Annotated in this window: 16 protein-coding genes; 10 read left to right on the forward strand and 6 right to left on the reverse strand. The window is 74.1% G+C overall.

All coding sequences use genetic code 11. From position 1 onward, the window contains the following. The first annotated feature begins 5 nt into the window (after window positions 1-5). The 7 genes from K4G22_RS02210 to K4G22_RS02240 all read left to right on the forward strand — a co-directional run bounded on the left by K4G22_RS02210 (window position 6) and on the right by K4G22_RS02240 (window position 9335). The gene (locus K4G22_RS02210; RefSeq protein ID WP_228077920.1) at window positions 6-1604 is read left to right on the forward strand and encodes a glycerol-3-phosphate dehydrogenase/oxidase; all 1599 of its coding nucleotides are present in this window, start codon (window positions 6-8) and stop codon (window positions 1602-1604) included. A 191-nt stretch (window positions 1605-1795) separates the two neighbouring features. Further along, window positions 1796-3367, forward strand: a complete 1572-nt coding sequence (locus K4G22_RS02215; RefSeq protein ID WP_228077921.1) for an ABC transporter substrate-binding protein — start codon at window positions 1796-1798, stop codon at window positions 3365-3367. A 9-nt stretch (window positions 3368-3376) separates the two neighbouring features. Further along, complete coding sequence (locus K4G22_RS02220; RefSeq protein WP_228077922.1) at window positions 3377-4327, forward strand: ABC transporter permease; 951 nt, start codon at window positions 3377-3379, stop codon at window positions 4325-4327. Beyond that, window positions 4324-5157 (forward strand): ABC transporter permease, encoded by an 834-nt coding sequence (locus K4G22_RS02225; protein WP_228077924.1) that lies wholly within the window; start codon window positions 4324-4326, stop codon window positions 5155-5157. Before K4G22_RS02220 ends, K4G22_RS02225 begins: the two co-directional genes overlap by 4 nt. Continuing rightward, window positions 5154-6857: a dipeptide ABC transporter ATP-binding protein gene (locus K4G22_RS02230; protein WP_228077925.1), complete on the forward strand. Its 1704-nt coding sequence runs from the start codon at window positions 5154-5156 to the stop codon at window positions 6855-6857. The genes K4G22_RS02225 and K4G22_RS02230 overlap by 4 nt, the downstream gene beginning before the upstream one ends. A 59-nt stretch (window positions 6858-6916) precedes the next feature. Beyond that, window positions 6917-7975: an LLM class flavin-dependent oxidoreductase gene (locus K4G22_RS02235; RefSeq protein ID WP_228077927.1), complete on the forward strand. Its 1059-nt coding sequence runs from the start codon at window positions 6917-6919 to the stop codon at window positions 7973-7975. A gap of 382 nt (window positions 7976-8357) precedes the next feature. Further along, window positions 8358-9335 carry a PAC2 family protein gene (locus tag K4G22_RS02240; protein WP_228077929.1) on the forward strand — a complete coding sequence of 326 codons (978 nt, stop codon included), beginning with the start codon at window positions 8358-8360 and terminating at the stop codon, window positions 9333-9335. Window positions 9336-9477: 142 nt separating this feature from the next. Here the strand turns inward: K4G22_RS02240 and mshC are convergent, their stop codons facing one another. From mshC to K4G22_RS02265, 5 genes are all read right to left on the reverse strand, one after another. Further along, window positions 9478-10707 (reverse strand): cysteine--1-D-myo-inosityl 2-amino-2-deoxy-alpha-D-glucopyranoside ligase, encoded by a 1230-nt coding sequence (mshC, locus tag K4G22_RS02245; RefSeq protein ID WP_228077931.1) that lies wholly within the window; start codon window positions 10705-10707, stop codon window positions 9478-9480. A gap of 91 nt (window positions 10708-10798) precedes the next feature. Beyond that, window positions 10799-11644, reverse strand: coding sequence for an SCO1664 family protein (locus K4G22_RS02250; protein WP_228077933.1), 846 nt, complete (start codon window positions 11642-11644; stop codon window positions 10799-10801). Further along, a complete protein-coding gene (locus tag K4G22_RS02255; RefSeq protein ID WP_228077935.1) occupies window positions 11605-12198 on the reverse strand; it encodes a DUF3090 domain-containing protein in 594 nt (197 codons plus the stop codon). Before K4G22_RS02255 ends, K4G22_RS02250 begins: the two co-directional genes overlap by 40 nt. A 64-nt stretch (window positions 12199-12262) precedes the next feature. Further along, complete coding sequence (locus tag K4G22_RS02260) at window positions 12263-12955, reverse strand: MSMEG_4193 family putative phosphomutase (protein ID WP_228077937.1); 693 nt, start codon at window positions 12953-12955, stop codon at window positions 12263-12265. A gap of 129 nt (window positions 12956-13084) precedes the next feature. Next, window positions 13085-14134: an LLM class F420-dependent oxidoreductase gene (locus tag K4G22_RS02265; RefSeq protein WP_228077939.1), complete on the reverse strand. Its 1050-nt coding sequence runs from the start codon at window positions 14132-14134 to the stop codon at window positions 13085-13087. 85 nt (window positions 14135-14219) lie between these two features. On the opposite strand from K4G22_RS02265, the gene K4G22_RS02270 reads away from it, so the two are divergent. Both K4G22_RS02270 and K4G22_RS02275 read left to right on the forward strand, forming a co-directional pair. Further along, a complete protein-coding gene (locus tag K4G22_RS02270) occupies window positions 14220-15206 on the forward strand; it encodes an aldo/keto reductase (RefSeq protein WP_228077941.1) in 987 nt (328 codons plus the stop codon). Then, window positions 15203-17122, forward strand: coding sequence for an AAA family ATPase (locus K4G22_RS02275; RefSeq protein WP_228077942.1), 1920 nt, complete (start codon window positions 15203-15205; stop codon window positions 17120-17122). The genes K4G22_RS02270 and K4G22_RS02275 overlap by 4 nt, the downstream gene beginning before the upstream one ends. A 28-nt stretch (window positions 17123-17150) precedes the next feature. On the opposite strand, the gene K4G22_RS02280 is transcribed toward K4G22_RS02275, so the two are convergent. Continuing rightward, complete coding sequence (locus tag K4G22_RS02280) at window positions 17151-17834, reverse strand: hypothetical protein (RefSeq protein WP_228077943.1); 684 nt, start codon at window positions 17832-17834, stop codon at window positions 17151-17153. 47 nt (window positions 17835-17881) lie between these two features. On the opposite strand from K4G22_RS02280, the gene K4G22_RS02285 reads away from it, so the two are divergent. Then, a complete protein-coding gene (locus K4G22_RS02285) occupies window positions 17882-18070 on the forward strand; it encodes a DUF5703 family protein (protein ID WP_228077945.1) in 189 nt (62 codons plus the stop codon). The last annotated feature ends 105 nt before the right edge of the window (window positions 18071-18175 follow it).

An 18175-nucleotide genomic window follows, 5' to 3' on the forward strand; every position in this document is an offset into this window, starting at 1 on the left:
ATCAGATGAACACCCCGCACCCGACCACGGAACCGGCCGCCATAGCCCGCGCCGAGCGCCGCGCCGAGACCCGGCAGCGGCTCGCCGAGGGGACCTATGACCTGCTGGTCATCGGGGGCGGCATCCTGGGTACCTCGGTCACCTGGCACGCCGCCCAGTCGGGTCTGCGGGTGGCGATGGTGGACGCCGGCGACTTCGCCGGCGCCACCTCGTCCGCCTCGTCCAAGCTGGTGCACGGCGGGCTGCGCTATCTGCAGACCGGCGCGGTCCGGCTGGTGGCCGAGAACCACCACGAGCGGCGGGTGCTGGCGAAGGACGTCGCACCGCACCTGGTCAACCCGCTCACCTTCTATCTGCCGGTCTACAAGGGCGGCCCGCACGGCGCGGCCAAGCTCGGCGCCGGCGTCTTCGCCTACTCCGCGCTCTCCGCCTTCGGCGACGGCGTCGGCCGCGTCATCTCGCCGGCCAAGGCGGCGGCCCGGGTGCCGGCGCTGCGCACCGAGAGCCTCAAGGCGGTCGCCGTCTACGGCGACCACCAGATGAACGACGCACGGGTCGCCGTGATGACGGTGCGCGCCGCGGCCGACGCGGGGGCCACCGTGCTCAACCACGCCGAGGTCGTCGGGCTGCGGCAGACCGCCGGACGGGTGACGGGCGCCGAGTTGCGGGACGGCCTCGACGCCACGGAGTTCGGGGTCGACGCCCGGCTGGTGCTGAACGCGACCGGCCCCTGGGTCGACCACCTGCGGCGCCTTGAGGACCCGGGCGCCGCGCCCAGCGTGCGCCTCTCCAAGGGCGTCCATGTGGTGATGCGCCGCTCGGCGCCCTGGCCGGTGGCGCTGGCCACGCCGGTGGACAAGTACCGGATCACCTTCGCGCTGCCCTGGGAGGACCAGCTGCTGCTGGGCACCACCGACGAGACCTACGAGGGCGATCCGGCCGAGGTCGCGGCGACCGAGGCGGACATCGCCCAGATCCTGGACGAGGCGAGCCACTCGGTCAGGGACGAGCAGCTCGAACGCTCCCTGCTGACCTACGCCTTCGCCGGCCTGCGGGTGCTGCCCGGCGGCCCCGGCGGGGTGGCCAGCGCCAAACGCGAGACGGTGGTCACCGAGGGGCGCGGCGGGATGCTCTCGGTGGCGGGTGGCAAGTGGACGACCTACCGGCATATCGGCCGCACCGTGCTCCGGAAGCTGGCCAAGCTGCCGGGCGAGCCGCTGGGCGGCGCGATGGAGCCCGTCTCCGACCTGGTGCGCCGGGTGCCGCTGCCCGGCGTCGCGCAGCCCAACGCGGTGGCCCACCGGCTGTTGGCCGACCCCGACGTCGGCGCGTTGCTCGGCCCCGCGACGGCGACCCATCTGGCGCGCCACTACGGCTCGTTGGCGCTCGACATCGCGGAACTGGTGCGGCGGGACCGGGCGTTGGGCGAGCGGGTGCACCCGGACAGCCCGGAGATCGTCGCGCAGCTGGTCTACGCGCGCGAGCGGGAGTGGGCCGAGACGGTCGACGACATGCTGCGTCGGCGCACCACGCTGACGGTGCGGGGCCTGGACACGCCAGAGGTGCGCACGCGCGTGGCCGAAGTGCTGGGTGACGCCGGCTGAGTCACCGGCGGCGGGAGGTACCACCCGCGACGGTCGCCATGCTCACTTCATACTGCGTCAACACCACGGCGGGAGACTGAACCGACATCAAGGGCTGAAGGGAGCACCCGCCCGTGCGGTTCGGTCTTCAAGGACGTTCGGTTTCCGCCCCATCCCGCCGCTCGACTCCTCGTCCACGCATCCTCGTCGCCATGGTGCTCGGCGGGGCGCTGGTCGCGTCCGGCTGTTCATCCGCCACCTCGTCCGAGGCCGGCGACGCCCCCGGGGAGCCGGTCGCCGGCGGCGAGTTGACGTTCGCCCTGGCCTCGGCGCCGACCTGCGCCGACCCGCAGCAGGCGGCCACCAACGACTCCATCTATCCGGCCAGGCAGCTGGTCGACTCGCTCACCGACCAGGATCCGGAGACCGGGGAGATCGTGCCCTGGCTCGCGGAGTCCTGGGAGGTCGACGCCGACGCGACGGCCTTCACGTTCGTGCTGCGGCCCGGGGCGACCTTCAGCGACGGCGCCCCGGTCGACGCGGAGGCGGTGCGCGCCAACCTGGACGGCGTCGTCGAGCTCGGCGCCCGCGCGGTGCTCGGCGCCGGCTATCTGGCCGGGTACCGGGAGAGCGTGGTGCTGGACGAACTCACCGTGCGCGTCGAGTTCGAGCAGCCCAACGCGCAGTTCCTCCAGGCCACCTCGACCCACGCCCTGGGCCTGCTCTCCCCTGCGACACTGGCCGCTCCCGCCGCGGACCGCTGCACGGAGGTGATCGGCTCGGGACCGTTCGTCCTCGACGAGTTCACCCTCAACCGCTCCGTGCGCCAGATCCGCAGGGAGGACTACGCCTGGGGCTCCTCGCTGTGGCGCGACGACGGGCCCGCCCATCTTGAGCGGCTGACCTTCGAGGTGATCGCCGAGTCCGGGGTGCGCACCGGCGGGCTCGCCTCCGGCCAGGTCGACGCCATCGGGGGCGTCGCCCCGCAGGACGAGGCCACCCTGACGGCCGGCGGGCACACCGTGATCAGCCGGCCCAACCCGGGCCTCCCGTTCGCCCTCTTCCCGCAGTTGGAGCGGCCGATCGCGGGCGATCCGGCGGTCCGGCGGGCCGTCTCGCTGGCCATCGACCGCGAGGAGGTGGTGGCGACCGTGCTCTCCGAATCCTTCCGACCGGCGACCAGCGCGCTGGCCTCCACCACCGACCTCTACGCCGACCACGCCGACCTGCTCGGCCACGACCCGGCCGAGGCCGGGCGGCTGCTCGACGAGGCCGGCTGGGAGCCGGGCTCTGACGGTGTCCGCGTCAAGGACGGCGAACCCCTGCGGCTTTCGCTGATCTGGGGCGCCAACTTCGGGCCCAACCAGCCGGCCCTCGAACTGATCCAGCAGCAGCTGAACGCCGTGGGGTTCGACGCGGAGCTGCGGACCGTCACCATCGCCGAGTACAACGCGGCGCGCGAGGCGGGCGACTACGACTTCGCCTGGAGCAACACCACCCGCACCGACCCCGATGTGCTGCGCGCGGGGCTCTCCCGGGAGTTGGCCAACCTCTCCCGGGTGGACGACCCCGCCCTGGAGGAGCTGCTGGCCGAGCAGAACGCGACCACCGATCCCGGGGCGCGGGCCGAGCTGGTGGAGCGGGTCCAGGCCGAGGTGCTGGAGAAGGGGTATCTGGTCCCGGTCTTCGAGCTGACCACGGTGCTCGGCCTCGGCGAACACGTCCACGACCTGGACTTCGAGGCCAGTTCCCGCCTCCAGTTCCACGACACCTGGCTCGGCTGAGCCGCCGCGATGGGACGGTATCTGCTACGGCGGCTGCTCCAGGCCGTGTTCGTGCTGTGGGCCGCCTACACGCTCTCCTTCGTCGTGCTCTATCTGCTGCCGGGCGACCCCGCGGAGATCATGGTCGCCGGCGGCGGCGAGGGCACCGACATCTCCGATGCGCAGCTCGCCGAGGTGCGCGCCGAGTGGGGTCTTGACGCGCCGCCGGCGACCCAGTACCTGGACCGGCTGACGGACGCGATCCGCGGCGATCTGGGCGTCTCCACCCAGACCGGCGACCAGGTCACCGCCATGATCGCCGACCAGCTGCCGGCGACGCTGCAACTGACCCTGACGGCCGCCACGTTGGCCGTGCTGCTGGGCGCGGCGGTGGCCCTGGCCGGGGTGTACACCACCCGGCCCTGGCTGCGGCAGGTGCTGCTCTCGCTGCCGGCGCTCGGCGCGTCGGCGCCCACCTTCTGGGTGGGGCTGCTGCTGATCCAACTGGTCTCGTTCCGCTGGGGGTTGCTCCCAGCGATCGGCGACCAGGGCTGGCGCGGCCTGATCCTGCCGGCCGTCACCCTGGCGCTGCCCACCGCCGCCGTGCTGGGCCAGGTCCTCGCCAAGAGCCTGTCCCACACGCTCGCCGAACCGTATGTGGAGACGGCGCTGGCCAAGGGCGCCGGCCGGGCCAGGGTGCTGCTGCGGCACGCGGTGCGCAACGCGGCGCTGCCCGCGTTCACCGTCCTCGGCGTGCTGGTCGGGAACCTGCTGGCCGGTTCGGTCGTGGTGGAGACGGTGTTCTCCCGCACCGGGGTCGGCCGGATCACCGCCAACTCCGTCACCGTCCAGGACATCCCCGTGGTGCAGGGCCTGGTGGTGCTCGGCGCGGTCGCGTTCGTCCTCGCCAGCCTCGCCGTCGACCTGGTCTACCCGCTGCTCGACCCACGGGTGACGCCCGGACGGGCGGTGGCCGCGTGAGGACGCCCACCCGCCGGGTGCGGGCCCTGCCGCGCGGCCCCGGGCTGCCGCTCTCGCTGCTGCTGCTCGCCCTCGTCGCGCTCGCCGCGCTGGCCCCCGGCCTGCTCACCGGGCACGACCCGCTGATCGGGGTGCCGGCCGACAAGCTCCAGGCGCCCAGCCTCGCCCACCCGTTCGGCACCGACCAGCTGGGCCGCGATCTGCTCTCCAGGGTGGTGCACGGCACCGGCGAGACGCTGCGCGCCACCGTGCTGGCCGTCGCGATCGGGCTGGTGCCGGGGTCGCTCATCGGCCTGCTCGCCGGCCATCTGGGCGGCTGGGTGGACGATGCCCTGATGCGGCTGGCCGACGTGCTGCTCGCCATCCCCGGGCTGCTGCTGTCGCTCGCGCTGATCACCGCGCTCGGCTTCGGCACCGTCAAGGTCGCCATCGCGGTGGGCGTGGTCGGGGTGGCCGGGTTCGCCCGGGTGATGCGCTCCGAGGTGCTGCGGGTGCGGGAGAGCGGCTATGTGGAGGCCGCGCTCGCCTCCGGCACCCGCACCAGCGGCATCCTGCTGCGCCATGTGCTGCCAGGCGCCCGGGGCCCGGTGGCGGTCTTCGCCGCCGTGGAGTTCGGCACCGTCGTGCTGGCGATCTCCTCGCTCAGCTTCCTCGGCTACGGCGCCGCTCCCCCACAGCCCGAATGGGGCTCGCTGGTCGCCGGCGGACGCGACCATCTGGCCACCGCCTGGTGGCTGACCACGCTGCCGGGGCTGACCATCGCGGCGACCGTGCTGGCCGCCAACCGGGTGGCACGCGCCCTCGACCAGAAGCCAGGAGGGCTCTCGTGAGCCAGCGGAAGAACGCGCGCCCGGCCCCGACAGCGGTCGAACGGGCCGCGCCGGAAGGCCCGTTGCTCGCGCTGCGCGATCTGCGGGTGTCCTACCGGCTGCGCGGCGACCTCGAACCCGCGGTGCGCGGGGTGAGCCTGGACGTGGCACCCGGCGAGGTGGTCGCGCTGGTCGGCGAGTCGGGATCGGGCAAGAGCAGCACCGCGCACGCCGTGATCGGCCTGCTCCCCAGGGGCGGGGTGGTGGAGTCGGGCCGGATCCTCTTCGACGGGACCGATCTGGCCACCGCCGACGCCGCGCGGCTGCGCGCGGTGCGCGGCCGGGAGATCGGCCTGATCCCCCAGGACCCGACCGTCTCGCTCAACCCGGTGCAACGGGTGGGCGGGCAGGTCGCCGAGGTGCTGCTGATCCACCGGCTGGCCGACCGGGAGACGGCGGCCGAGCGGGCCGTCGCCCTGCTGGAGAGGGCCGGTGTGCCCCAACCGGCCATGCGCGCGCGGCAGTTCCCCCACCAGCTCTCCGGCGGACTGCGGCAACGCGTGCTGATCGCCATCGCGTTGGCCGCCGACCCCCGGCTGGTGATCGCCGACGAGCCCACCAGCGCGCTCGACGTCACCGTGCAGCGGCGGGTGCTCGACCACATCGAGACGCTCACCCGGGAGACCGGCACCGCCGTGCTGTTGATCACCCATGACCTCGCGGTCGCCGCCGACCGGGCGCACCGGATCGCCGTGCTCTCCCAGGGGCGCGTGGTGGAGACCGGACCCGCGCCACGAGTGCTCTCCGACCCCGAACACCCCTACACCCGGGCCCTGGTGAAGGCGGCGCCCAGCCTGCGCGGCACCCGCCCGGCCGGCGCGCGGCCCGGCCCGCCGAAGCCGCCGGAGCCGCTGCTGGCGGCCGACGAGCTGGTGAAGGTCTTCCCCGCGCAGCGCGGCGGCGAGCCGATCCGCGCCGTGGACGGGATCAGCCTGCGCCTGGGGCGCGGCGAGACCCTGGCGCTGGTCGGCGAGTCGGGCAGCGGCAAGTCCACCACGGCGCGGCTGCTGATCCGGCTGACCTCCCCCACCTCGGGGCGGGTCAGCTTCGACGGCGAGGACATCACCACGCTCAGGGGCGGGTCGCTGCGCCGGCTGCGCCGCCGGATGCAGTTCGTCCCACAGAACCCCTACTCCTCGCTCAACCCCCGGTTCTCCGTCGCCGAGGTGATCGGCGAGCCGCTGCGCGCCTTCGGCGTCGGCCCGCGCCGGGTGCGGGCGGCACGCGCCGCCGACCTGCTGGACCGGGTGGGACTGCCGGCCGGCATGCTCGCCAGACGGCCCGCCGAGCTCTCCGGCGGGCAGCGCCAACGGGTCGCCATCGCCCGGGCGTTGGCGCTGCGCCCCGATCTGGTGGTCTGCGACGAACCGGTCTCGGCACTCGACGTGACCTCCCAGGCGCAGATCCTGGACCTGCTGGCCGAGCTGCGGCGCGAGTTGGGGCTCAGCTATCTGGTGATCTCCCACGATCTGGCCGTGGTGCGCCAGATCGCCGACCGGGTCGCGGTGCTGCGCCACGGCCGGATGCTGGAGGAGGGCCCGGCCGAACAGCTGCTGACCGCGCCCACCCATCCGTACACCCAGGAGCTCCTGGCCGCGATCCCGGGCGCCCGCGCCCCCGAGAACGAGCAGTACACGGCGTCCGGCCTCGCCCCCGACTGAGGCGGGGAGTCCCGCCCCGCCGCGGGCCCCGACGCCGGAATCCCAACAGAGGAGTGGTGATGAGGTTCTCCGTGCTCTCGCTGATCGGCAACGCGCCCCACCCGCTGACCGGGCAACGGGCGCCGGCCGCCGAACGGTTGGCGGACGTGGTCGAGGTGGCCGTCGCCGCCGAGCGGTTGGGCTTCGACGCGGTGGCCGTCGGGGAGCGGCACGCCGGCGACTTCCTCTCGTCGAGCCCGGCCGTGGTCCTGGCCGCCATCGCGGCCCGCACCTCCCGGGTGCGGCTGCTGACCGGGGTCACCGTGCTCTCGGTGCTGGATCCGGTGCGGGTGGCGGAGGAGTACGCCACCCTGGACCAACTGAGCCAGGGCCGCCTGGAGCTGGTGATCGGCAAGGGGTCGGAGGCGGGACACTTCGGCCTCTACGGACTCGACGAGGAACGCCAGTGGGACTACCTCGCCGAGAAGTACGGGCTGCTGCGCCGCCTCTGGCGCGAGGAGGACGTCAGCTGGAGCGGCGAGTTCCGTCCGGCGCTCGGCGGGGTGACCACCGTGCCCCGTCCGTTCGCCGGCCCGCCCCGGGTCTGGCACGGCTCCGCCACCAGCGAGATCTCCACGGAGCTCGCCGCCAGGTACGGGGATCCGCTGTTCACCGCGAACGCGGTCCAGCCGCGCGCGGCCTATGTCCGGCTGGTGGACCACTACCGGCAGCGCTACGCGGACCATGGCCACGACCCGGCCCACGCCTATCTGGGCGCGGGCTCCGGCGGTCTGTACCTGGCGGACACGACGGCGGGCGCCATCGCCCGCTACGGGCCGCTCTACGAGGCCAGGGTGCGCCAGGCGTTCAAGCCCGAACTGGTCGGCAAGCCCGGGTACAACACCCCGTTCAGCACCATCGAGGACGCCGTCGCGCACGGTCCCGCGCTGATCGGCGACCCCCAGCGGGTGATCGACAAGATCCTGGACTTCCATGTCTCCTACCGCCACGACCTCCTCTCCCTCACCGTGGACGGCCTCGGCCTCAGCCGCACCGAACAGATCGAGACCCTGCACCGCTTCGCCGAGGAGATCGCCCCGACCCTGCGCCGCGAGGCCCCCACCTCCCTCTGGACGTGATCGCGCCCCTACCCGCCCGCCTGCCCCCTGCCTGCCCGTCGAACGGCTCCTGGCAGTGGGCCAGCAGCGTCGAGACCACCGCGCCCGGCGCGCCGTCCCGCCGAGCTCCCGGCCCGGCTCGGCGTGTTCCTCCCGCTGGCGGGCCCGGGCCGGAGGCATATGCCTGATGATCACGCGCCCGCCGGCGCCGCGCCGGCCGTCCCGCGCCGCGCGGCGCCCGTCCTCCCGGGCCCGGGGGGCGCATGGACAACCGTGCCCCCCTGTAGGCGTACGAGGACGGCCGGCTGGGCACGGTCACGCCGTAGGCTGGGGCCGCACGGATGACTTATGGCAGCCGGGATTCGGACAGGACCGTCCCGTCCCGGCCGGGAGGAGGCGCTGGGTGATCGAGCTCGACGGAGTTCCCGAGCTGGTTGACCCGGTCATGGTGGCCGCGTTCGAAGGCTGGAACGATGCTGGTGACGCCGCCTCCGCAGCGGTGGCTCACCTGGAACGGGAATGGAAGGGCGAGGTGTTCGCGGCGCTGGATGCCGAGGACTACTACGACTTCCAGGTCAACCGACCGCATATCTGGCTGGATGGCGGCGTACGACGCATCACCTGGCCCACGACCAGACTCTCGGTGGTGCGCATCGGTTCGGAGGAAGGCCCGGTCAGACGCCGGGACCTGGTCCTGGTGCGCGGCATCGAGCCCAGCATGCGCTGGCGCTCGTTCTGCAACGAGATCCTCGGCTTCGCGCACGAGTTGGGCGTGGAGATGGTGGTGGTGCTGGGCGCCCTGCTGGGCGACACCCCGCACAGCCGTCCGGTCCCCGTCACCAGCGTGACCTCGGACGAGGATCTGGCGCGCACCCTCGATCTGGAGGAGTCCCGCTACGAGGGGCCGACGGGCATCGTGGGCATCCTTCAGGAGGCCTGCGGACACGCGGGGGTCCCGGCGGTCACGCTGTGGGCGGCGGTGCCGCACTACGTGGCCCAACCGCCCAACCCCAAGGCGTCGCTTGCCCTGTTGCACGCGCTGGAGGATCTCCTCGGCCTCGGCATCCCGATGGGGGACCTGCCCGAGGACGCCAGGGCCTGGCAGATCGGCGTGGACCAACTGGCGGCCGAGGACAGCGAGGTCGCCGAGTATGTGAAGTCCCTCGAAGAGGCCAGGGACACGGCGGAGCTGCCCGAGGCGTCGGGCGAGGCCATCGCCAAGGAGTTCGAGCGGTATCTGCGCCGCAGGGACGGCCAGCCGCCACCGGGCGACCAGAGTTCCTATCTGCGGGATCCCGGCAGCGGGCGCACCCGGCGCCGGCGTCCCCCCGAAGGGGAGTCCGGGGCGGCCGAGCCCGGCGGCACGGAGCCGGAGGAGTAGCCCCGCATCGCCCCGCACGACCGGCGACGCGCGTCAACTCCCGGCATACCGCTCGGGAGTTGACGCGCGTTGCGGCGCTTTCGGGACGCCCTGGCCGCTGCTAGTGCCGCGTCAGCCAGGGTTTGCCCCGACTGACGCGGCGCTAGAGCGCGACCCCGAGCAGCGCGTCCACGGCCCGGGAGACCTGCCCGGGGCCGCCGGTCTCGGCGCCGCCCTCGCGCTCCTGCGTCTCGGCCCAGCGGTCGACGGCCGCCAGCGCCTCGGGCGCGTTCAGATCGTCCGCCAGGGCCGCCCTGATCTCCCCGACGAGAGCCTCGGCCGGCGGCCCCTCGGGGCGGGAGACCGCGTGCCGCCAGCGCGCCAGCCGGGCCACCGCCTCGTCGAGCACCGCGTCCGTCCACTCCCAGTCGGACCGGTAGTGGTGCCCCAGCAGGGCCAGCCGGATCGCCGCGGGGTCGACGCCGTCCTTCCGCAGTTGGGAGACCAGCACCAGGTTGCCCTTGGACTTGGACATCTTCTCGCCCTGGTAGCCGACCATCCCGGCGTGCACATAGCCCTGGGCGTAGGGGAACTCGCCGGTCAGTACCTGGGCGTGCGAGGCGCCCATCTCGTGGTGCGGGAAGACCAGGTCGGAGCCGCCGCCCTGGATGTCGAAGCCCATGCCCAGATGGTCGAGGGCGATGGCCACACACTCGACATGCCAGCCGGGCCGTCCCCGGCCCAGCGTGCCGCCGTCCCAGGACGGCTCCCCCGGCCTGGCGGCCCGCCACAGCAGCGGATCCAGCGCGTTCTTCTTGCCGGGCCGCTCCGGATCGCCGCCGCGCTCGGCGGACAGCTCCCGCATCAGGGCGGCGTCGAACCCCGACACGGAGCCGAAGCGCGGATCGGACTCGACCGAGAAGTAGCAGTCGCCCTCCAGGCCGTAGGCCGCGCCGGCGGCCCGCAGCCGCTCGATCACCGGGACGATCCGGGGTATGGCCTCGACCGCGCCGACATAGTGCTCCGGCGGCAGCATCCGCAGCGCGGTCATGTCCTCGCGGAAGAGCGCGGTCTCACGCTCGGCCAGCTCCGTCCAGTCGACCCCGGTGGCCGCGGCCCGCTCCAGCAGCGGATCGTCGACGTCGGTGACGTTCTGCACGTAGTGCACCTGGCGTCCCGAGTCCAGCCACAGTCGGTACACCAGGTCGAACGCGGTGTAGGTGGCCGCGTGTCCCATATGGGTGGCGTCGTAGGGGGTGATACCGCACACGTAGAGTCGTGCGACGGGGCCGGGCTCCAGGGTGTGGAGACGGCCCCTGGCGGTGTCGTGGACCGTGAGATCTGGGCCCTGACCGGGCAGAACGGGAACCTTTGAGGCGGGCCAGGCATACATGCCCCGAGCCTAACCGCAGGGCGGCGCCTCACACGACCTGGCCTCGGCCCCGTCCTGGCCGGGACGACACCGACGTCCCGGGACGACACGGCTAGACCAGCGGCCAGGGGATCGCCGGCCATTCGCCGCTGGGCGCCGGATGCGCGCCGGCGGCCAGGAGCGCGGCCACCCGTTCCCTGACGGCCTGGCACTCGGCCTCGGTGAGCAGCTCCCGCAGCCGGCGCGACAGCGGCCGGCCGTCGGCGAGTTCGTCGGCGAGCCGGCCCAGGGCGGCCCGGATCTCGGCGGGCAGCGGCTCCCCGGCCCAACCCCACAGCAGGGTGCGCAGCTTGTTGTCGACATGGAACGTGACGCCGTGGTCGATGCCGTGGAGTCGGCCGTCGGGCAGCGGCAGCAGGTGCCCGCCCTTGCGGTCGGCGTTGTTGATCACCGCGTCCAGCGTGGCCAGCCGGCGCAGCCTGGCGTCGTCGGCGTGCACCAGCAGGGCCGTGCGCCCCTCGGCCACCTCCGCGAAGCCGACCGCCTTCCAGCCCGGCTCGGGGTGCTCGCCCTCGACCAGCGCCAGCAGGCTCTCGGCGCCCCGCGCGAAGTCCGCCGCCTCGGGCGCGGGACCCACCCACAGCTGGCACATCCCCGCCCCCAGCGGGCCGTCCCGCAGCACGGTCGGGGGCACCAGATCCCAGCCGAGCGCCCGGCACACCTCGTAGGAGGCGACCTCGCGCTCGGCCAACGTGCCGTCGGGGAAGTCCCACAGCGGGCGCTCCCCGGAGACCGGCTTGTAGACGCAGCGCAGCCGCCGGCCGGCCAGCTCGACCTGGCCGTAGAGAACCGCGTTGGAGGCGTCGGTGATCCGACCCACCACGGTCAACTCGCCCTGGGAGAGGACCTCCTGGGTGCTCACGCCCTGCTGCGACGGTATCCGTTCTGGCGCGGACATACATGTCCCTCCGGGTCGAGCGGCAGGCTGCACAGCGGGCAGGGCGGCCGGCCGGCGTTGACGACGTCCTGGGCGCGTTTGGCGAAGGCGCGGGCCATCGTCCCGCTGAGCCGGACGCGCAGCATCGGGGGGCCGTTCTCGTCGTCCCGCAGCAGTCGCTCCTCGGCCTCGGCGAACTCCTCCTCGGACTCCGCCTCCAGCTCGACCAGCGCCTGCGCCTCGACGATCATGCGCTCGGCCTCCCCGTCCCAGGCCAGCGCCATGGTGCCGACGCGGAACTCCTCGTCGACCGGGGAGTTCAGCGGGGCGGTGTCGGTCAGCTCCGACGGCGCCACGGCGGGGACCGAGGTGTTGCCGCCCGACCGCCTGACCACCTCGTCCAGCAGCTCGTCTATGCGCTCGGCGAGCGCCTCCACCTGTGCCTTCTCCAGAGCGACACTGGTGGTGCGGCCTGCCGCCGACGCCTGCAGGAAGAAGGTACGGCGGCCAGGCAACCCGACAGTCCCGGCGACAAAGCGTTCGGGAGGGTCGTAGAGGAAGACCTGACGGGACACGTACTGCTCCGGGGGATTGATTGCTGGGACACGAGCACCCTACTGCGCTTGGCGATCACTCCGCCTAGGCACCGCCGCCCACCGGGGTCTCGGTGGACTCGGCGGCCTCCCTGGCGGCGGCCTCGGTGCGCGGCACGAACTCGCCGAGGTCCCCCGTGTCGCCGAAGCGCAGCAGCAGCGGGGGTTCCGCGTAGCGGATCGCGGTGACCGAGGCGGGGTGCGGCAACAGCCGCTGGAACAGGTCGAGATGCAGGCCGAGGGCGTCGGCGGCGATGGCCTTGATGTTGTCCCCATGGGTGCACATCAGCCAGATCGCGTCCGGGCCGTGCTCCTCGCGCACCCGGGCGTCCCAGTCCCTGACGGCGTCCACCACGCGGGCCTGCACGGCCCGCAGCGACTCCCCGTCGGGGAAGACCACGGCCGACGGCTGGACGCGGACCGTCCGCATCAGAGGGCTTTCGGCCAACTCCTTGAGCGGCTGGTTGGTCCACTGCCCGTAGTCGCACTCCGTGACCCGCTCGTCCTCATGGAGGGGCAGCTCGGGGCGGGCCTCGGCGAGCGGCGCCACCGTGCGCGCGCAGCGCAGCAGCGGACTGTGCACGACCAGCGCCAGCGGGACCCCGGCCAGGCGCCCGGGCAGCGCCTCGGCCTGCTCCTGGCCGTAGGAGTCCAGATCGACCCCGGGGGTGCGGCCGGCGAGCAGGCCGGCGGAGTTGGCGGTGGTCCGGCCGTGCCGGAGAAGCAGCAGCGTGGGCATGCCGACCAGACTAGAGCAGCCGCGCGCGGCGGCGCGGCGGCCCCGGGGGAGGTAATCCCCTCGGGGGGCGCGGTGTTGAACCGGCCCGCCGCGCCCCCCGGAGCCGCCGCGCCCGCACGGGCGTGGGTCTCAGGCGAGGCCGGCGCGCTCCAGCGCGGTCACGCCGGCGCGCAGCGAGGCGATGCGCTCCTCCAGCGTCAGCCCGGCGGGCGCCAACGAGAGGGTGGTGACGCCGGCCTCGGCGAAGGCCCGCATCCGGTCGGCGATCCGCTCCACCGGGCCGATCAGGGTGGTTGCGTCGATCAACTCGTGCGGAACGGCCGCCGCGGCGCCCGCCTTGTCCCCGCCGAGATAGCGCTCCTGGATCTCGTCGGCCGCCTGCTCGAAGCCCATCCGGTGCGCCAGCCGGTGGTAGAAGTTCTGCTTGCGGCTGCCCATCCCGCCCACGTACAGAGCGGTATACGGGCGGAAGTGGTCGGCGAGCGCCGTGAGATCGTCACCGACGGCCAGCGGAACGGTCGGTACCAGATCGAACCCGTCCAACGTCTGACCGTTCCTGGCGCGCCCGGCCCGCAGCGGCTTGAGCGCGGTCTCCTCCGCGTGCTCGGGGGAGAAGAAGACCAGCAGCGCGCCGTCGGCGATCTCCCCCGTCTGCTCCAGGTTCTTGGGGCCGATCGCGGCGATGTACACCGGGATCCGCTCCCTGATCGGGTGCACGGTGAGCTTGATGGGCTTCCCCTGGCCCTCGGGCAGCGGCAGCGTCCAGTGCTCGCCCTGGTGCGTGAGCCGCTCCCGGGACAGCGCCTTGCGGACGATCTCCACATACTCCCTGGTGCGTGCCAACGGCTTGTCGAACCGGACGCCGTACCACCCCTCCGAGACCTGGGGCCCCGAGACGCCGATACCGAGACGGAACCGCCCGCCGGAGAGGCTGTCCAGCGTGGCGGCCGTCATCGCCGTCATCGCCGGGGTGCGCGCGGGGATCTGCAGGATGCCGGAGCCGACGTCGATCCGCTCGGTCTGCGCGGCCACCCAGGAGAGCACCGAGGGGGCGTCGGACCCGTAGGCCTCGGCCGCCCAGCAGACCGCGTAGCCGAGCCGATCCGCCTCCTGGGCCACCGCGAGGTTGTCCGCGTCCATTCCCGCACCCCAGTAGCCGAGGTTGATCCCAAGCCGCATGAGCATCCCTTCACCGACGCCTACTCACCGGTAACGCACCGGTCCCTCGGACTGTAGCGCGTGGCCGCAAGTACGCTCAACGCCCATGGATCTCAGGCACCTCGGCCACACAGGACTGCGCGTCTCCCGGCTCGGACTCGGCACCCTCACCTGGGCCAGGGAGATCGACGAACGCGGCGCCGCCGAGTTGCTCCGGACGTTCTGGGAGGCCGGTGGCACCCTGCTGGACACCGCCGACGTCTACTCGGACGGCGGCGCCGAACTGCTGGTCGGGCGGCTGCTGAACGGCCTGGTCCCGCGCGAGGACCTGGTGATCGCCACCAAGGCCGGCAGCGTGCCCGATCCGGACCGCAGGTTCGACACCTCGCGCGGCCATCTCCTCAGCGCGCTCGACGCGTCGCTGCGCCGCCTGGGCACCGATCACGTCGACCTCTGGCAGGTCCACGCCTTCGATCCGCACACCCCGTTGGAGGAGACCCTCCAGGCGGTGGACTCCGCCGTCAGCAGCGGCCGGGCCCGCTACGCGGGCGTCTCCAACTTCTGTGGCTGGCAGCTCGCCAAGGCCGCCACCTGGCAGCTCGCCGTGCCGGGCGCGGCGACCCGGCTGGCCAGCACCCAGATGGAGTACTCGCTGCTCCAGCGCGGCGTGGAACGCGAGGTGCTGCCGGCGGCCAGGAACCTGGGCATCGGCCTGCTGCCCTCCTCCCCGCTCGGACGCGGCGTGCTCACCGGCAAGTACCGCGACGGGGCCAGGCCCGCTGACTCCAGGGGCGCGTCCGAGATGCTCTCGCCCTTTGTCGCGCCCTATCTCGACGAGACGGCCGGCCGGGTGGTCGACGCGGTGGCGATAGCCGCCGACGGCCTGGCGGTGACCCCGGCCCAGGTGGCGCTCACCTGGGTGCGGGACCGGCCCGGCGTGGTCGCGCCCCTCCTCGGCGTCCGCACCGTGCGCCAACTCGACGAGGCGTTGTCAGTGGAGGGACTTAGTCTTCCCGATGAGATCCGCCGGGCGCACGACGACGTCTCCGCCCCGGTGCACCACTACCCCGACCAGGACTGGAGTTCGCTGTGACCTCGGAGAACGCCCCTTCGGCCGCGGAGGCGGCCGTGGATCCGGCGGCTGCGCTGCGGGCCGCGGTGCGGGCCGTGGAGAGCGGGGAGCGTCCCGCCGCCTCGTTCTTCAACCGGCCGGCGCCGCCGAAGCCGCTGGCGCCCAGGGCCCCCGGCCCGCCGGCCCGGCCGGCGCCCGAGGCGGGCCAGGTCGCGGTACCGCCCGGGCTGCCGGCGCTGCTCGCCGCCGGCGGCGCGCCCGAGGCGCTGGCGCCCGGGGTGGCGGCGGCGCTGGGCGAGGGCGCCGAGCAGGAGCTGCGCGCCGACCCATGGCGGCTGCTGGCCGCCCCTGGCGTCCAGCCGCGCCAGGCCGACGAGTTCGCCAGGGCGCTGCTCGGCGCCGAGGCGGGCCCCGCGGACGAGCGGCGCGGAGCGGCCCTGGTCGGCTGGCTGCTGGAGCGCGCGGCGCTCATCGGGCACACGGTGCTCACGCCAGGCGCGCTGGCCGAGAGCCTCGCCGAGCACGGGGTGCCGGCCCCTGACGAGGCGGTCGGGGCCGCCGTCGAGGCCGGCGCCCTGCTGCTCTTCCAGGACCGCGACGACGACGCGCCCGTGGCGGCGGACGAGGAGGCCCCCGTCCCGGTGCGGGTCTCGGTCGGGCTCGACCGCTACGCGCTGGCCGAGGAGAGCCTGGCCGACGGCCTCGCCCGGCTGCGCGGCACGTTCGAGCCCGCGGCCCAGGCGCCGGCGGCGGCCTGGGCCGAGGCCGGCGAGGCCGCGCCGGGGCCATCGGCGGCCGAGCTGATCGCGGCGGTGGCGGCCTCGGCCGTGGTCGCGCACACCGGCGGCGAGACGGCCAAGGCCGAGCCGATCGCGCTGGCCGCCGCGGCCCGCGCGCTGGGCCTGCGGGTCTGTCTCGCGGCCCATCAGGCGGCGGGCCGGCGGCGGTTGGCCGCCGCGCTGGGCGCCGACGCGGCCGAAGCCGCGGTCACGGTGGCCGGGCTGCTCGCCGGTCGCGAGGGGCCGGCGCGGGACGCCGAGGGGCTGTGGCCCGTCGATCTGCTGGTGGTGACGGACGCCGGCCTGTTGGGCGCCGAGCCGGCCGCCGCGCTGGTCGAGTCCCTGCCGGACGGCTGCCGGCTGGTGCTCAGCGGCGATCCGCTGCTGCTGGGCTCGGCGGGCCCCGGGCAGGTGCTGGCCGATCTGCTGGCCTCGGGCGGATGCCCCCGGGTCGTCTCCCGCACCCCGGACCCGGGCCCGCTCGGGGAGTTGGTCTCCGGCGTCGGCGTCGGCGAGCTGTCCGAGGTGGCCGCGCCGGACCGGGAGGTGGTGATCGTCCCGGTCGGCGATCCGGGCGAGGCGGTGCACCGCGCCGTCCAGCTGGTCGCCGAGTCCATTCCGCGGGCCTTCGGGACGTCGCCGGAGGAGGCGCAGGTGATCACCGCGGCGCACGGCGGCCCGCTCGGCACCCGCGCGCTCAACGCCGCCGTCAAGGAGCGGCTGAACGCGGGCCCGGGCCGGTTCGGCGGCTTCGACCCCGGCGACCGGGTGGCGCACTCCCCCGCCCCGGGACGGACGCGGCTGGCCACGGTCGTCGAGGCGGGCGCCGACGGGCTGTGGCTGGCCGACGAGGAGGGCAGGTTCGTGGTGGCGAGGGACGCGGTCGCGCGCACCCTCAGGCACGGCTGGGCGATCACCGCCCACCAGGCCGCCGGGCTGCGCTGGCCCGCCGTGGTGGTGGTGCCGGGCGACGCCGGGGCCGCGCTGGACCGCCGCTGGGTGTACACGGCGTTCGGCCGTGCCGAACGCCATCTCTCCGTGGTGCGGAGCCCAGGACCGGCCCTGGCGGACGCGGTGGCGGCGTCGCCGAGGGGCGAACGCGCCACGCGGCTGCGCACGTTGCTGCGCGAGCAGCCGCGGTCGGGCGCGGTGGGCTGAGCGGTGCTCGGGTCCTGTCCCGAGAAGGTCAGGACCCGAGCCAGCGAGGCACCTCGTCCACGGCGTCCGGATCGTCGTCGTCAAACGCGTCGCTGATGTCGAAGCGGCAGATCACCCGTTCGGGATCGACCGCGTCGAAGGGGGCCGCCAGCCACTCGCCCGGCTCGGCCGGTTCCGGCTGCGCGGTCACCCAGAGCGTGGCGTCCCCCTCGGCGAGGCCGAACTCCTCGTGTCGGGAGGCGATCTCGTCCGGGTCGAACTCGCCGAAGAGCACCCCGATCGCGGCCCTGACGCTGCGGCCGGCCGCCACCTCGGCCTCCGGCTCCGCCGGATCGGCCTCCTCGGGCTCCAGCTCGGCCACGCGCTCGGCCTGGCCGAGCACCCGCTGCGGCTCGGCCACGATGTAGTCGCGCCGCAGGAAGACGCTCAACACCTCCGGATCCTCCGGGCCCTCATAGGTGGCCCCCTCGGACGCCGGCACCTCGAAGGGGGTGACCTCGTCGTAGACGTCGTACAGCAGCTCGTCGTACACCTCGCCCGCGGCCGCCATCTCGTTGAACGCGGCGAAGACGGCGGCGTCAGCGGCCTCGATCTCCGCCTCGGGGGCCACCGCGCGTCGCTCAATGGCGGCCAGGTGCCGGTCGAGCGCTTCCTTGAGCGCTTCGGCGGCGGCGCGGACTTCGGCAGCCGTCGGCTGCACAGCATCAGACATGGTGCAGACGGTATCGGCATCCAGGGCTTGCCCGCACAATAGATTCGATGCCGGAATATGAGTTTCGCGATGTGTATGTGCCGCGTGGGGTCTCCCGCGCGGCCACCACACGCCTGCTGACCGAACACGCCGAGTACGGACACTGGGAGTTGGCCAAGCTCCGCCTGTATCCGGACGGCAGCCGCCGGGTACGTCTGAAGCGCCGCATCATCCGCCAGCTCCGCCCCACGTGGTGAGTCATGGAGCCCGGTGACGAGCGGCTGAGGGTCCGGGCGCCGCGCGTCGGCGCCCGGGAGCATGGCGACGAGTGGGCCCGATGTCGGGTCCCACTCGTCTGGGGT

It is taken from the genome of Streptomyces profundus (assembly GCF_020740535.1).
GTDB classification, from domain to species: Bacteria; Actinomycetota; Actinomycetes; order Streptomycetales; family Streptomycetaceae; genus Streptomyces; species Streptomyces profundus.

Bases quoted from the DNA above. Each gene is read 5' to 3' on its own strand.
- K4G22_RS02210 (WP_228077920.1), top strand. From the start codon at position 6: ATGAACACCCCGCACCCGACCACGGAACCGGCCGCCATAGCCCGCGCC.
- K4G22_RS02215 (WP_228077921.1), top strand. From the start codon at position 1,796: ATGGTGCTCGGCGGGGCGCTGGTCGCGTCCGGCTGTTCATCCGCCACC.
- K4G22_RS02220 (WP_228077922.1), top strand. From the start codon at position 3,377: ATGGGACGGTATCTGCTACGGCGGCTGCTCCAGGCCGTGTTCGTGCTG.
- K4G22_RS02235 (WP_228077927.1), top strand. From the start codon at position 6,917: ATGAGGTTCTCCGTGCTCTCGCTGATCGGCAACGCGCCCCACCCGCTG.
- mshC (WP_228077931.1), bottom strand. From the start codon at position 10,707: ATGTATGCCTGGCCCGCCTCAAAGGTTCCCGTTCTGCCCGGTCAGGGC.
- K4G22_RS02250 (WP_228077933.1), bottom strand. From the start codon at position 11,644: ATGTCCGCGCCAGAACGGATACCGTCGCAGCAGGGCGTGAGCACCCAG.
- K4G22_RS02260 (WP_228077937.1), bottom strand. From the start codon at position 12,955: ATGCCCACGCTGCTGCTTCTCCGGCACGGCCGGACCACCGCCAACTCC.
- K4G22_RS02265 (WP_228077939.1), bottom strand. From the start codon at position 14,134: ATGCGGCTTGGGATCAACCTCGGCTACTGGGGTGCGGGAATGGACGCG.
- K4G22_RS02270 (WP_228077941.1), top strand. From the start codon at position 14,220: ATGGATCTCAGGCACCTCGGCCACACAGGACTGCGCGTCTCCCGGCTC.
- K4G22_RS02280 (WP_228077943.1), bottom strand. From the start codon at position 17,834: ATGTCTGATGCTGTGCAGCCGACGGCTGCCGAAGTCCGCGCCGCCGCC.
- K4G22_RS02285 (WP_228077945.1), top strand. From the start codon at position 17,882: ATGCCGGAATATGAGTTTCGCGATGTGTATGTGCCGCGTGGGGTCTCC.